This window comes from Lysinibacillus irui, from assembly GCF_028877475.1.
Lineage (GTDB): Bacteria > Bacillota > Bacilli > Bacillales_A > Planococcaceae > Lysinibacillus > Lysinibacillus irui.
In genome coordinates this window covers 2,071,972-2,087,282 of sequence record NZ_CP113527.1, presented here as the reverse complement: position 1 = coordinate 2,087,282, position 15,311 = coordinate 2,071,972, and the positions used below count along the sequence as shown (strand labels likewise).

Below are 15,311 nucleotides of genomic sequence, written 5' to 3'. Positions count from 1 at the left end.
AGAGGATTCTATCCTCCGCTTTATGCGGCTATCCTTCATTTTACGCGTTCTATCCACTACTTTCCTGGCTTTATCCTTCAATTAGAGGGTTCTATCCTCCGCTTTATGCGGCTATCCTTCACTTTGCGCGTTCTATCCACTACTTTCTTGGTTTTATCCTTCGATTAGAGGATTCTATCCTCCGCTTTATACGGCTATCCTTCACTTTGGGCGTTCTATCCACTACTTTCTTAGTTTTATCCTTCGATTAGAGGATTCTATCCTCCGCTTTATGCGGCTATCCTTCACTTTACGCGTTCTATCCACTACTTTCCTGGCTTTATCCTTCGATAAGAGGGTTCTATCCATCGCTTTATGCGGCTATCCTTCACTTTGGGCGTTCTATCCACTACTTTCTTGGCTTTATCCTTCGATTAGAGGTTTCTATCCTCCGCTTTATGCTGCTATCCTTCACTTTTGGCGTTCTATCCACCACTTTCTTGGTTTTATCCTTCGATTAGAGGATTCTATCCTCCGCTTTATGCGGCTATCCTTCACTTTGGGCGTTCTATCCACCACTTTCTTGATTTTATCCTTCGATTAGAGGATTCTATCCTCCGCTTTATGCTGCTATCCTTCACTTTGGGCTTTCTATCCACTACTTTCCTAGCTTTATCCTTCGATTAGAGGATTTTATCCTCCGCTTTATGCGGCACTCCTTCACTTTGCGCGTTCTATCCACCGCTTTATGCGCTATCCTTCACTTTGCGCGTTCTATCCACCACTTTCTTGATTTTATCCATCAACAAGAGTTTTAAACTCCTCGCTTTGTACGGCTTTCCTTCAATTTTGACATTGCTATCCTCCACTTCCAATAGCAGCTTTCGCTCCGGATATCCAACCCGATGATCAACAAAAAAACCTAGCAAGATTGCTCCTGCTAGGTGTCGTTATTTAAATAATGAAAGATATTCGCCGTAGCCTTCGTTTTCTAGGTCCTCTTTTGGGACAAATCGTAGGGCTGCTGAATTAATGCAGTAGCGCAGGCCTCCTAATTCACTTGGACCATCTGGGAAGACATGTCCGAGATGAGAGTCTGCTTCTTTACTGCGAACCTCTACACGACGCATGCCGTGAGATGTATCGAAGTGCTCTGTGACTTGTTCTTTTTCAATCGGTTTTGTAAATGCTGGCCAACCACAGCCAGAGTTGTATTTGTCCAACGAGCTGAATAATGGTTTTCCAGAAACAATATCTACATAGATGCCTTCCTCAAAATGCTCGTCATATTCATTGCGGAATGGTGGCTCTGTGCCATTTTCCTGCGTGACATAATATTGCATATCTGTTAGTTCTTTTAAACGTTGTTCTTTATTCATGTTTATTCCCCCAGTGATGCTCCTGGAACGCTCGACGACCTGAGCCAATCGAATAGCGCTCATAGTGCATTGGATTTTTCTTATAATACTGTTGATGATAATCTTCAGCTGGATAAAACGTGCTAGCTGGTAAGATTTTGACCATAATCGGCTTATCGAACTTCTTAGATGCTTCTAAATCTGCCTTCGAACGTTCGGCTAATTCACGTTGTTCTTCGTTATGATAAAAAATGGCCGTTGTGTAAGATTCTCCACGGTCATAAAACTGACCCCCTGCATCTGTTGGATCGATCAATGTCCAATAAATTGCAAGTAATTGCTCGTAGCTATATAATTCATCATCAAATACGATTTGAACAGCCTCTACATGTCCTGTCGTTTCTGAGCATACTTGTTCGTATGTGGGGTTGACAACATGTCCACCCGTATAGCCAGAAATCACCGAGTCAATACCAGGTGTTTCGTCAAAGGGCTTGACCATACACCAAAAACAGCCTCCCGCAAATGTTGCATATTGCTTTGCCATTCATCTCACTCCTTATTCACCAGGAACAATAATTTCTAATAATATTTTATCCTTTGGTAAGTCTAACTCTTTGGCACGAACACGTGATCCTGAAGCGATGTTAATACGCGATAAATCAATATAGATTTCTGCTTTATTCGGATTCACTGTAATCCATGAGGGAAATTCCACCGAATCACGCATAATTTTCATTGTCGTCTCCGGTGGAATATTCAATAGTCCAACATTCATGCCCGTTTGTTTTAAAATAATATTACCCTTTTCATCCACAATCGGATCAAAATTCATCGAAATCGGGATTTCCGTATAAAACACGGTTAATGTGCTTCTTAATTGAATATCATCACCGATTGTAAAATCAAGCGGTAAAGGAGAGCCCTTCGCTGCATCCTTTAAATATTTTTTTGATATCGATTCTAATTCCTTTGTTGTGGTTTGCACAACGAGTACATTCCCTTTGCTTTCACTTTCACCTGCAGAACTCTTCGCAACATTGACGTCATCCACTGGTCTAGTTGCTAAAAAAACGACGAGGAGGATTGCAAAAAGCACTGTGCCCGCTAAGGCGAAAAATGCGACTTTCCATTTATTCATTTTGTCACTCCTCGAAGCCTATTGCCTTGTTAATCTTCTTTTCCATGCCACACTGCTCCATTGCTGCTAGTATTCGCTCGGTCATTTTTTCATATCCCTTTGCATTCGGGTGGAAAAAATCTGTATGATAGACGAGCTCTTCATTTGAATCGAATAAATCTTCTACTGAAACGTAGCAAGCATTTGAATCTTCACTCGCTACTTCTTCAATTACATTATTCCATTCTGTAATAATTGTATCAAATTCATTCGCCTCATTGGTCACAATCGAAAATGGATTATAGAAGCCAATGAGTAGAATAGGCACTGTTGGATTTTTTGCGCGAATGCCTGCTACGATTTTGCTGTAGCGCTCCTTATAGGCCTTCAATTCCTTGTCGAATGCGTCACGCTTCAAATTAAACAAATCCTGCTTGACAACTTTCATGACATCATTGCCGCCCATTGTTAATGAAATGAGCTGCGCTTGTTGCAACTCTTCATCATAATGCCCTTTTTTCACTAATTTTAGAAGTTGATCACTGCGCCTACCACGTTTTCCACGATTATCGACATCTACGTCCGAAATCGAGGGCCACGCCAGCAATGAATCTGCTAATCTTCCAACATAACCGTCTTGACTATACTCATCACCGACACCATCTGTTAACGAATCTCCCAGTGCCAAGTAATGTAGTTGCTTTGCGTTTTCTTCATCAATTTGCGATAAATCCTCTGCTGATGGCTCAAAAAAATGTTCAAAAATTTGCGTCAACATATTCTTAGAGGCTTTTTCCTCATCTTCTGTTTGTTGCTCATCCTGCGTCATATCTTGCTCCGTTCCTGCTTGCTCACCGTCTGGCTCTGCTTGCGGATTCGGTTCATCGATTGATATTGCACAACCACTTAGTACTAAGACGGTCAAACATGACAACATAAATCGCCAAATGTCCATTTGACCACCTTCCATCCCTTTCTATTACTTCTATTATAGAATAGTTCATACCGCAATGAAAAGTGACTTACCCTCAGTTCTCCATAATTTTGTGTTCTTGCCAAATTTCTTCACTAAGGATGTAATCAACATCGCTTCGAAACTGTTCTTTCTTGACACTAAAGTGATCAGCTTTGCTTCGAAACCGATCTCTCTTACCACTAAAGTGATCATCATGACTTTGAAACCGATCTTTCTTGACACTAAAGTGATCATCATGACTTTGAAACCGATCTTTCTTGACACTAAAGTGATCAGCTTTGCTTCGAAACCGATCTCTCTTACCACTAAAGTGATCATCATGACTTTGAAACCGATCTTTCTTGACATTAAAGTGATATCTTTGCTTCGAATCCGCTCTTCTTTGACACTAAAGTGATCATCATGACTTCGAAACCGCTCTTCCTTACCACTAAGGTGATCATCTTAGTATCAAAACCGCTCTTCTTTCAAACTAAAGTGATCATTATCGCTTCGAAACCGCTCTTCCTTACCACTAAGGTGATCATCTTAGTATCAAAACCGCTCTTCTTTCAAACTAAAGTGATCATTATCGCTTCGAAACCGCTCTTCCTTACCACTAAAATGATCATGGCAAAATAAGCAAAGCATGAAAAAAGCCACTACAATTACTTATGTAGTGGCTCCTTGCTATTATTCTGCAAAATAAATAAAGCCGATGGCGCCTGGACCCGTGTGTGTCGAGATGATTGGGGATGTGAAGGCAATTTCTACATCGGTAAAGCCTGTGCCTTCGATTAATTCTTTTAATGGATTCCCCATTGTGACTAGGCCATCTGCATGAGAGATACCAACTGCCTTGACTGTTTTTCCGGCAGTGTCTGCTTGGAATTGTTTAAATAAGAAATTGACTACCTGCTTATGGCTACGTACCTTGGAAACCGGATTGTAAACGCCGCCTTCTAGGTTGGCAATGACTTTGATATTTAAGAGTGAACCGATAAAGCCCGTTCCTTTACCGATTCGACCTCCTTTAATGAGGTTTTCAAGTGTATCTACAATAACATACAAATGTGTGTTTTCGCGTACTTTTTCAAGGCGAGCCACTATGTCCGCTACTGTAGCACCTGCATCTCGCATTTTAATCGCCTCTCGAAGCTGAATGGCAAGACCAATGGCAATAAAACGCGAGTCAATTACCGTTACATCCGCATCTGTCATTTGTGCGGCTTGTCGCGCTGATTCAACCGTTCCACTCATGCCACCTGTCATATGGATAGAGATAATTTGATCTCCATCTTTACCAAGCTCATCATACAATTCTTTAAATTTTCCTGGAGCTGGCTGAGAGCTTTTTGGTAAATTTTTCGCATTTTTCATTAAGCCTAAAAATGGCTGCGGTTCTAAATCCACACCATCTGTATAGGTTGCACCATCAATTTGAATCGTTAAAGGCACGATATGTATACCATGTTGTGCTACTTCTTCTTTCGTTAAATCACAAGTTGAGTCCGTTACTATATGAATTCGTCCCACTTTGACACATCCTTTTACTTCATTAAAATTTATTATATAGACTAATGAATCATTATGTAAACATGACATTTGTCATTAGGCAAAACCTTGTCTTCTCTAGCATGTAAACGCTACCTTGGATACTATAGCGTTTTCGCCTACCTCTTGTCTATCAATGCCCCTCAGAGAATATGACAGCCTTATGACATTTTAGAGATGAAATATATGACAAATGTAAATGTTCATGTATAAATTATTGGGGTATAGTAAACATATAAACGAAAGGAGTGTTTCAAATGATCGATTCATTTGACTATAAATCGTGGAAGGAAGAGCTGTGGAATGCCATTACACACGGTATTGGTTTCATTGCCAGTATTCCGGCACTAGTTGTCTTACTGTTAGCAGCCATTCAAACAGGAAATGCCCTACATATTACCACTTTTAGTATTTTTGGTGCGTCTGTTATCATCCTGTTTTTAATGTCTACATTGCTACACAGTATGCCAGAAAAATATAAACACTTTTTCGCTATTTTAGACCACTCGTCCATTTATATTTTAATTGCTGGCACTTATACGCCGTTTTTATTAATTGCCGTTGGTGGCACTTTAGGTTTGACTTTACTATGCATTATTTGGACACTGGCTGTGCTAGGTGTACTTTTTAAATGTTTCTTTATTAATCGCTTTGAAGTTCTTTCACTGATTTTTTATATCGGTATGGGTTGGTTAATTATTTTCGCCATTAAGCCTGTTTATCTTTTCTTAGGATTTTATGGTTTTGCCTTATTGCTAGCAGGTGGGCTTTTTTATACAATTGGTGCTATCTTTTATGCATGGCGCTCACTGCCTTACAACCACGCCATTTGGCATCTCTTTGTATTAGCTGGTTGTGCCTCTATGTATGCGTGTGTATATTTTTATCTATAATAAAAGCAATCGCTCCGATCACAATGAGCGATTGCTTTTTCATTTATTTACGTTCAAAAATTTGATATTGGAATATATAGCCTTCTGGTGCTGTTTCTGGCTCTTCTGAAGATACTTGAACAAAATCCTGCTCATAGCTTGGGAAATAGGTATCTCCCTGGAAGGAATGATTGATTTTTGTAATGTATAAACGATCAGCCTTCTCCATGACTAAACGAAAAATTTGTTCGCCACCAATTATCATAATCTCAGGTACATCTCCAGCTAGTGCTAATGCTTCCTCCAAGCTTGTCACGACTTCAATACCATCGGCATGATAGTTTTTATCACGCGTAATAACAATATTGCGACGTCCAGGAAGCGGTCGACCAATGGATTCGAATGTTTTTCGTCCCATTATCATCGGCTTGCCCATTGTTTTCTGTTTAAAATACTGCAAATCTCCTGGCAAATGCCAAGGCATGCCGTTGTTATACCCGATGACGTGGTTGTCATCATGTGCCACAATTAAAGAAATCATACTGTCCCTCCAAATACGTTCATCTCTTTTATTATAAACACATTTCGCTTGTTTCACCTTATTTCTAAAAGAATTTTCTTTTTCTACACCTAAATCCTAGTAAAATTATACGAATAGTTTATAATAGAATTAACAAACGTCACAATAAAGGAATGATAAAGATGACTACATTGCGAAAAGAAGCTGTTCATTATATTGAAGATCAGCATCATGGTACGCCTTATTACAAAGTAACGCCACAAGAAGCAAGAGCAGCGCGTACGGTGACACAGTGGCAATCACCAAAGAAACCACAGCTTGCGTCGATTAAGGATCAAGAAATATCTGTACGAGATGGAGCGAAAATTACGCTTCGAATTTATACTCCTTTCCACGATCAACCATTACCTGTAATTGTTTATTACCACGGCGGTGGTTGGGTTTACGGCAATTTAGATTCGGCTGATGCAGGCTGTCAGCTATTAGCAGATCGGGCACAGGCTATTGTCGTTTCCGTTGATTATCGTTTAGCACCTGAGTTCGCCTTCCCAATTCCATTGCATGATGCCTATGATAGCTTACTATGGGTGCATGACCATATGGAATCGTTTGGTGGAGATGTTAGTCAATTGACTGTTGCTGGGGATAGTGCTGGCGGTAATTTAGCGACAGTTGTTGCTTACTTAGCTTCTACAATGAGAGGCCCAACATTACAAGCCCAAGTACTTATTTATCCCGTGACAAATGTGAATTTTACTACGGATTCTTATCACTTATATGGTGAAAATTTTGGCTTAGATATCCAAGGCATGAAGTGGTTCTCACAGCATTATACAGATGAATCCAATTTTACAAACCCATTTGTATCTCCGCTCCAGCTAGAGGATGTTCGTAGTATGCCCAAGACAATGATTATTGCGGCCGAGGCAGATGTGCTCTTTGATGAAGGCCAAAGCTATGCACAAAAACTAATGGACGCTGGTGTTGCCGTAGAGCATGTCACAATGCCAGGTTTAATTCATAGCTATTTTAGTAAAATGAATTATTTTGAAGATGCAACGATTGAAACGGTGGAAAAAATCGCCCAATTCCTAAAATAAGTTTGGCTATCCCACTCAAACAGTGCGATAATAGAGCAAAACGTTTTTTAAAGGATGACACGATGACACAAACAATTGCTCTACAAATACAACAGCCATTTTCCGATCAATTAAGAAAAGGCTACCCGCTTATTTCAAAGGATGCAGTGAATGCAAAACAGCTGCCTACCGAGCAAGGAACGCTCCTGAAGCTGATGGATCACCATAATCGATTTATTGGCACAGGATACTACGGTATCCAAAATAAAGGGATTGGATGGGTGCTGACAACAGATGCCAACGAAACGATTGATAAAGCTTTTTTCATAAAAAAATTCAAAAAAGCGATCGACAATCGTGCAGCATTTTTTAACAATGACAACACGACTGCCTTCCGAGTTTTTAATGGTGAAGGAGATGGCATTGGTGGTTTAACAATTGACTTTTTTAATGGGTACTATATGGTGAGTTGGTATAGTGAGGGTATTTATTCATTTAAAGAAGTGGTTTATGAGGCGCTTGCTGAAACAGTCAACTACCAAGCCATTTATGAGAAAAAACGCTTTGATAGTAAAGGGCAGTACATGGAACAGGATGATTTTGTCATGGGCACGCCTGGCGAATTTCCCCTTATGGTGAAGGAAAATGGCATGACCTATGCGGTTCATTTAAATGATGGTGCGATGACGGGCATTTTCCTTGATCAACGTGAGGTACGATTGGCTATACGTGAGCGTTATGCAAACAGCACCAACATGCTCAATACGTTCTCCTATACAGGGGCATTTTCTGTGGCAGCTGCCCTCGGAGGCGCTAATAAAACAACGAGTGTGGACGTAGCTAAACGCAGTCTAGCCAAAACGATTGAGCAATTTAGTGTCAATGACATTGATTATGAAGCACAGGATATAAAAGTGATGGATGTCTTTCATTATTTTAAATATGCGCAGCGTCATGCATTACAGTTCGACCTTGTCGTATTAGACCCACCTAGCTTTGCACGTACGAAGCAAATGACGTTTTCAACGGCGAAGGACTACCCTAAATTACTGAAGGACACGATTGCGATTACGGCCAAAAACGGTATCATTGTTGCTTCTACCAATAATGCAAGCTTTGGTATGAAAAAGTTTAAAAGCTTTATTGACCAAGCCTTTAAAGAGACTCGTACACGCTATAAAATTGTCGAGGAATACGGTTTACCGAAGGATTTCCGTGTGCCTCGGGAATACCCTGAATTTAATTACTTGAAGGTCGTATTCATTCAAAAGATCGACTAACTAGGAGGGAATCACACTTTGCTGTGATTCTTTTTTTATGTAAAAAAGTGGCCTAAGAAAGTTCTTAAGCCGCGAATAAAACCTTATAAATACTTCACAAACCAATCGCGAATATATTCGAGTCGATTAATTCGTAACGTTGGTTTTCCGCTTCGAGATAGCTCATGATTAGCCTCAGGGAAACGCACGAATTTTGTTTCTTTTTTACGATGCTTTAAGGCAATAAATAATTGCTCTGCCTGCTCAATCGGACAGCGATAATCTTTTTCACCATGTAAAATCAATAAAGGTGTCTCCACATTATCTACATATTTCAGTGGAGAATGATGCCATAGCTTCTCTATATCGTCAAAGCCCGCTTGAATTTGCCAGTCTGTAAAGTAATAGCCAATATCACTAACACCATAGAAGCTAATCCAGTTCGAAATGGAACGCTGTGTCACGGCTGCTTTAAAGCGGTTCGTATGGCCAACAATCCAGTTGGTCATAAAGCCTCCATAGCTTCCCCCTGTTACACCAAGACGGTCTTGGTCAATAAAATCATAGTGCTCCAACGTGTAGTCTACGGCAGCCATCAGATCCTGATAATCATTACCACCATAATCACCTCGTACTGCATCGACAAATGTTTGACCATAGCCATGACTACCACGTGGGTTCGTATAAAGCACAGCAAAGCCTTGAGCAGCTAAGATTTGGAACTCATTAAAATAGGTGTTGGCATACATGGCATGTGGCCCACCATGAATTTCAAGAACGAGAGGATATTTATTCCCAGCTTCATAGCCAACTGGCTTCATAATCCAGCCGTTAACCTTCCAGCCCTCTGCTCCTTCGAATTCAATGGCTTCTGGTACCGATAAGGTTCTCGTCTTTAAAAATTCTTCATTGATGGATGTTAGCTGTTCTCTGTCACCTGTTTGCAAGTTGATGTAAAATAAATCGCCAGGATTTGTTGTTGTGCTAATAGCAACAACTGCTTTATCCTGTTGAGCATCAAGTGAGAAACCATAGACATATTGATCATCGTGAATAGCTGGGTAGATTTCGCCCTCTATATTACCGAAATAAATCGCCGCATTGCCATGATCTGTTACTTGGAAGTAGAAGCTTTTGTTATCGTTCAGCCATTGAACACGTGGTGTCACTACACCTTGTAGGAAATCTCCAATAGCAAAATCCCCAATCGGTGCATCAAATTCACCTGTGATACATGTCAGCACATTGTCTTGCAAATCATACACCCATAGCTTAGCTTGCGTAGCATTTTCAAATTCTCTTTCACTTCCTATATAAGAAATAAAGCGACTATTCGGTGACCATGATGTTTGATAATACATGCCTGTTCCTTGCGTAAGCTGGCGCGTCTCTTTTGTCTCTACATTTAATAAGAAAATATCGATATTAAATGAGAAATCTAAATCCTCCGCTTTATCTGCTAAATACGTAAGATATTGTCCATTTGGCGACCATGTATCAAGATGGAAATGTTCATTTCCTTCCGTCACTTGCTCAAGCTCACCCGATTCCAAATCGACGATGGCAATGTGGGTAAACTGCTCCAAATTCAAGAACCCACCTGCATCTGATTTATGTTTCATCTTGTCTATTTCGAGAGGCTTTACTTCTTTCTCCTCTTTCTTTTCATCCTCCACCTTGTCTAAGATAGATTCATCCTTCCCTAGCTTAACAGAAAAGGCAATTTTCTTTCCGCACGGTGACCATACAGGAGATGACGCACCATTTTTACAATGTGTCACTTGTTTTGCCTCACCCCCCGCTTTTGACAAAACATAAATTTGGGGCTGCCCCGTTCTCGTTGACAAAAAGGCAATTTGACTGCCATCCGGAGACCAAACAGGAGCACTTGTTCTATCCTCTCCAAATGTCCATTGCTTTGGCGTTCTATCCTTCAAGTGTATGTAAAATAAATTGGATATATAGTCTTTTTTCTTTTCATCAATACGAGTCTCTACATATATTACCTCAGTGCCATCAGGTGATAGCTGGGGATCTGCTACCGATTTTAAGTGATAAAGATCTTCTGGTTGAATTCCTTGTTTCGATGTCATGTTCTTACTCCTTTGGATTTGTAATTTTTATTGCCTTATTACAATACTTCGACACCCTAAGTAATATTCCTGCTATTTAATAGAATCTTTTACTATTTCCCAATATTCAGTTGATTTTGTTCTACGATAAAATTTATAAAAGGGCTCATGAGGACGTGCATACTCCTGATAAAGACTTATAATTTGTAGCACAAAGCCTTCAATCTGTTCTACCCCTACCTTTTTTGCAAATAATGTGCCAGCCTGTGCCTTTGCCCCCATCGGTATAGCCCCTAAATAAACATCAAAGCTTTCGTTTTGATAAACGAGTCCTATATCATCAAAAGATGGGTTATAGCAGGCAGATGCACAGCCATTCACGTTAACACGCACTCTCGAAGGGACCTGAATCCTCTCTAACGTATGATAGAGCTGTTCTGTAATATGCACTGCCTCCATTTTTTCACCATCACAAAAATCACATGCCTTCATGACGATATTAGGTACTGCTGGTGCAATATGTAGACCCGCTTCCTGTAAGGCTTGAACAGCTTGTGCGGCAGCACTCGTCGGGACGGATACTATAATACTATAAGAAGCCGAATACTTAATTGCCCCCTTTTCTCCAACAATCTCGGCTATTTTTTGAAATTGTGCTGGCGTGTAATGCTTATTAATAATGCCAGGACTGACAGCTAAGCGTGTAAATTCGCCTTGTTGGCTAAGTGTTTCGAAGGTTTGATCTGGTACGTTTTTTTGAAATGCATTCATGGATATCTCTCCTTATGAAAAAGGAGCTAGCAAAAACGCTAGCTCGGATTGTTGTTAGATTAAAAATTTTCAGGATAGAAGCCTTTTGCTAAAATTTCAATCGCCTCTGCTGCTCGAACTCCTTCAGATGCTGCTGATAGCGGAAGAATAACAAAGCGCTCATTTTTAACAGCTTCCATCTCCTTTAATGCGGGATCATTTTTTAAGAATTGAATCTTTTGTTCTGCTGTTGTTTCACCGTAATCAATGACAACCACCACCTCTGGGTTACGGTCTACTGCATCTTCTTTTGATACGGTTGTCCAGCCGGATTCCACATCACCAAAAATATTTTGACCACCAGCGATGGTCACTAGCTCATTCATAAAGTTTTGACCAGCTGTAAAGATATCCTTTTCACCGCTGTCAAACACTAACACACGTAAATTTTCATCATCTTTCGGTAATTTCGACTGTACATTTTCTACGTCTTTCGTCATTTGCTCAATTAAGGCTTCTCCACGATCCTCCACCCGGAAAATCTTCGCGATATTGCGAATATCAGTGAAAATATCCTCTAATGTCGGCTTTGTCATATTGGAAGCTGTATGTAAATACGTATGAATCCCTAATGCCTCTAGCTCTTCCGGAGTTCCTACGCCCTTTTCACCAAAGCCACTTTTCCAGCCTGCATATAAGAAATCCGCCTCTGCATCAATTACTTGCTCCTTCGTTGGATATTGATCTGAAAGCACAGGGACCTTATCGTAAGCTTCTTGTAATGGCTCATAGATTGTATCATCTAAGTAAGCTGTTCCTACCATGGAATCCTCTAATCCTAATGCCAGCATGATTTCCGTTACATGCTGATTTAAACTAATCGCTTTTTTTGGTGCTTCCTTATATGTTTGCGTTGTATCATTATTTTCGATCGTTACTTCTGTTGTTGCTGTCTCGGACGGCTCAACCTTTTCACCCTGTTCTGCAGACTCTTTGTTGTCCGTTGCATTACAAGCGCCTAAAACAGCTACTAAGGCAATGACCATGATGAGCCATAAACTATTCCATTTCTTCATGTCCTAATCTCCTTTGTTATGAATATAGTTTTGAGGGCATAAAAAAACCCTCTTGTCGCCAAGAGAGAAGCATAGTGAAAAAATGGTATGGTCACCTTTATCACTATCCCCATCCTCGTGGTTCTTAGTTAACAGTTCATATTGGCAGGTATCCTGGCTTAGGTTCATCATCTATACGCCTTCCCATAGCTACACTACAGTGGCACGTTGTATAGACTCCCCATTTACAGTTGCGGGACAGCATCGGAATTACACCGATTTCCCTTTTAAGCAAATGACAAATGCCATTTGCACCAATACATTTTATAATGGTTAATACTATTGATAGACTAGCAGAAGAAGATTAATCACGCAATGAGGAACATGGCGTGACATCCATAATCCCCATTATATTAGCACTATTTCGACATAAAGACGAACTATTTTACAAGAAATATTTCTACGAGAATTCTGTTACAATGGGAAGAAAGCAATGGATAGAAACGAGGATTGGTTATGTACAAAACAATTGGTGTACTTGCGCATGTCGATGCAGGGAAAACAACATTTTCTGAGCAAGTACTTTTTCATACAAATAGTATTCAAGCCCGAGGCCGTGTCGATCACCAGGATACCTTTCTCGATAATCATGAATTAGAGCGCAAGCGTGGCATCACCATATTTGCCGAGCAAGGTCGCATGAACATCGGCGATGATACATACACGTTAATTGATACACCAGGGCATGTCGATTTCTCCCCTGAAATGGAGCGTTCCATTCGAGTCATGGATTACGCCATTATTATTATCAGTGCAGTGGAGGGCGTGCAAGGTCATACAGAAACAGTATGGCAGCTGTTACGTAAATATCATGTCCCAACCTTCTTTTTTATCAATAAAATCGATCGTGAAGGGGCCAACGTAGAGGCAGTCATGAAGCAGCTACGTAAAGATTGCTCACCAGATGTCTTGTTGATCGATGAACCGCTTCGAGCAGATTATCTTTCTAGTAGTATGATGGAATGGCTGGCAGAGCGAGATGAAGAATTACTCGATGCCTTTTTGAATGAATCGTTGGAACATGAACAATGTCTAGCACAGCTAAAGGACATGATTACAAGTGAATGTGCTTTCCCTTGCTTTACAGGCTCGGCCTTAAAGGATGAGGGCATTCAGGAATTTATTGCCCAGCTTCCTCTATTAACCGATACTCATTTTGAACAGGATGCACCGTTTCAGGGAGAGGTTTTTAAAATACGACACGACGGCCACCAGCGTTTAACCTTTATGAAGGCCATGCAGGGGTCCTTACATGTGCGGGATGAATTTACCTTTGGCGAGACAACAGAAAAAATCACAGAAATTCGCCTTTATAATGGCAATCGCTTTGAAACCGTTCAACATGTTGAAGCGGGTGAGATATTTGCTGTTAAAGGGTTAAGTCAGGCAACTATTGGAGACCGCATTGGCAGTACTACACAATCGCAGCCGTACGAGCTCGTCCCAACCTTACAGGCAAAGGTACAATATGAAGGCGACCAACATATTAAAGAAGTGCTACAAATTTTTCGTTTGTTAGAAGCGGAAGAGCCTTCATTACGTGTTCTCTGGCAGGAAAAATTCCAGGAAATCCACGTGCATATAATGGGCGTTATTCAGCTAGAGGTACTCGTTGAGGTATTACAGAAGCGTTTTTCATTAGTCGTTTCTTTCGGAGAGCCACAAATTTTATACATGGAGACAATTGCGACAACGGTTACAGGCTATGGCCATTTTGAGCCACTCAAGCATTATGCGGAAGTGCATGTATTAATGGAGCCAAATCCACGTGGAACAGGCATAACTTTTAGCAATGCCTGTCATGCGGATGATTTATCAGTAGGTAACCAACGACTTGTTGAAAAGCACTTATTTGAACGGGAGCATCATGGACTACTGACAGGCTTCCCGCTAACCGATGTTCATTTTACGCTGTTGACAGGTCGCGGGCACAATGAACACACATCGGGCGGTGATTTCCGAGAAGCTACTTTCCGAGCGTTACGCCAAGGACTTGAGCAAGCGCAGAATGTCTTACTGGAGCCATACTATCGCTTTAAAATGAAAGCCTCTAATGACTTTATTGGCCGCATGATGACCGACATTCAACAAGCAGCGGGTACATTCGATGACCCAATCTTGACGGAAACAGATGTTGTGCTAACAGGACGTGCGCCCGTTGCCACTTTGATGAGCTATAGCACAACCTATGCTGCCTATACAAATGGAAAGGGCGCACTAACACTACAGTTTGACGGCTATGATGTGTGCCATAACCCCGAGGAAGTCATTGCACAAATTGGCTACGATAAAAATGCCGACCCTGAATATAGTTCCTCTAGCATCTTTTGCGCGAAAGGCAAAGGCTACACCGTCCCTTGGCAAGAAGCACAAGCCGCCATGCATTGCCAATAATATTGGGATTGGGTGGCACCGCTCACGTGGGGATTTGCTCTTGGCGGCAGGGATTCTTCCTTCCGCGGGTATTCCTAGCTCTAGCGCGGGTGTTTGCTCCTTTCGCGGGTTTTCTTCGCTCTAGTGCGGGTATTCCTTACTCTTGCGCGGGTGTTTCCTCTCCTTCCGCGGGTATTCTTCGCTCTTGCGCGGGTGTTTCCTCTCCTTCCGCGGGTATTCTTCGCTCAAACGCGGGTATTTCCTCCCCTTTCGCGGGTATTCTTCACTCAAGCAGCGATATTCTT

At 41.1% G+C, this 15,311-nt stretch carries 13 protein-coding genes and 1 riboswitch; of the genes, 4 read left to right on the top strand and 9 right to left on the bottom strand.

Annotated elements, in window-relative coordinates; translation table 11 throughout:
* Window positions 1–929: 929 nt before the first annotated feature.
* The 5 genes from msrB to OU989_RS10395 form a co-directional block, all read right to left on the bottom strand.
* A complete protein-coding gene (gene msrB, locus OU989_RS10415) occupies window positions 930–1,358 on the bottom strand; it encodes a peptide-methionine (R)-S-oxide reductase MsrB (protein ID WP_274797082.1) in 429 nt (142 codons plus the stop codon).
* Window positions 1,351–1,884, bottom strand: coding sequence for a peptide-methionine (S)-S-oxide reductase MsrA (msrA, locus tag OU989_RS10410; RefSeq protein WP_274797081.1), 534 nt, complete (start codon window positions 1,882–1,884; stop codon window positions 1,351–1,353). The genes msrB and msrA overlap by 8 nt, the downstream gene beginning before the upstream one ends.
* A gap of 12 nt (window positions 1,885–1,896) precedes the next feature.
* The gene (locus OU989_RS10405; protein ID WP_274797080.1) at window positions 1,897–2,478 is read right to left on the bottom strand and encodes a YpmS family protein; all 582 of its coding nucleotides are present in this window, start codon (window positions 2,476–2,478) and stop codon (window positions 1,897–1,899) included.
* A 4-nt stretch (window positions 2,479–2,482) separates the two neighbouring features.
* On the bottom strand, window positions 2,483–3,412 hold the full coding sequence (locus OU989_RS10400; protein WP_274797079.1) for a GDSL-type esterase/lipase family protein: 930 nt from the start codon (window positions 3,410–3,412) through the stop codon (window positions 2,483–2,485).
* A 693-nt stretch (window positions 3,413–4,105) separates the two neighbouring features.
* Complete coding sequence (locus tag OU989_RS10395) at window positions 4,106–4,948, bottom strand: DegV family protein (RefSeq protein WP_274797078.1); 843 nt, start codon at window positions 4,946–4,948, stop codon at window positions 4,106–4,108.
* Between the two features lie 275 nt (window positions 4,949–5,223).
* Between OU989_RS10395 and trhA the strand changes: the two genes are divergently transcribed.
* Window positions 5,224–5,859: a PAQR family membrane homeostasis protein TrhA gene (trhA, locus tag OU989_RS10390; RefSeq protein ID WP_274797077.1), complete on the top strand. Its 636-nt coding sequence runs from the start codon at window positions 5,224–5,226 to the stop codon at window positions 5,857–5,859.
* Between the two features lie 43 nt (window positions 5,860–5,902).
* Here trhA and folA read toward each other — a convergent pair whose 3' ends face one another.
* Window positions 5,903–6,379 (bottom strand): type 3 dihydrofolate reductase, encoded by a 477-nt coding sequence (gene folA, locus OU989_RS10385; protein ID WP_274797074.1) that lies wholly within the window; start codon window positions 6,377–6,379, stop codon window positions 5,903–5,905.
* A 161-nt stretch (window positions 6,380–6,540) separates the two neighbouring features.
* Here folA and OU989_RS10380 point away from each other — a divergent pair, with 161 nt between their 5' ends.
* Window positions 6,541–7,458, top strand: coding sequence for an alpha/beta hydrolase (locus OU989_RS10380; RefSeq protein ID WP_274797073.1), 918 nt, complete (start codon window positions 6,541–6,543; stop codon window positions 7,456–7,458).
* A 62-nt stretch (window positions 7,459–7,520) separates the two neighbouring features.
* Window positions 7,521–8,717: a class I SAM-dependent rRNA methyltransferase gene (locus OU989_RS10375; RefSeq protein ID WP_274797071.1), complete on the top strand. Its 1,197-nt coding sequence runs from the start codon at window positions 7,521–7,523 to the stop codon at window positions 8,715–8,717.
* A gap of 83 nt (window positions 8,718–8,800) precedes the next feature.
* Here OU989_RS10375 and OU989_RS10370 read toward each other — a convergent pair whose 3' ends face one another.
* From OU989_RS10370 to OU989_RS10360, 3 genes are all read right to left on the bottom strand, one after another.
* Window positions 8,801–10,789: a S9 family peptidase gene (locus tag OU989_RS10370; RefSeq protein WP_274797070.1), complete on the bottom strand. Its 1,989-nt coding sequence runs from the start codon at window positions 10,787–10,789 to the stop codon at window positions 8,801–8,803.
* 72 nt (window positions 10,790–10,861) lie between these two features.
* Window positions 10,862–11,539, bottom strand: coding sequence for an NAD(P)/FAD-dependent oxidoreductase (locus OU989_RS10365; RefSeq protein ID WP_274797069.1), 678 nt, complete (start codon window positions 11,537–11,539; stop codon window positions 10,862–10,864).
* Between the two features lie 59 nt (window positions 11,540–11,598).
* Window positions 11,599–12,594: an ABC transporter substrate-binding protein gene (locus tag OU989_RS10360; protein WP_274797068.1), complete on the bottom strand. Its 996-nt coding sequence runs from the start codon at window positions 12,592–12,594 to the stop codon at window positions 11,599–11,601.
* Window positions 12,595–12,720: 126 nt separating this feature from the next.
* A riboswitch (cobalamin riboswitch) is annotated at window positions 12,721–12,907 on the bottom strand.
* A gap of 182 nt (window positions 12,908–13,089) precedes the next feature.
* On the opposite strand from OU989_RS10360, the gene OU989_RS10355 reads away from it, so the two are divergent.
* A complete protein-coding gene (locus OU989_RS10355) occupies window positions 13,090–15,027 on the top strand; it encodes an elongation factor G (protein WP_274797067.1) in 1,938 nt (645 codons plus the stop codon).
* The last annotated feature ends 284 nt before the right edge of the window (window positions 15,028–15,311 follow it).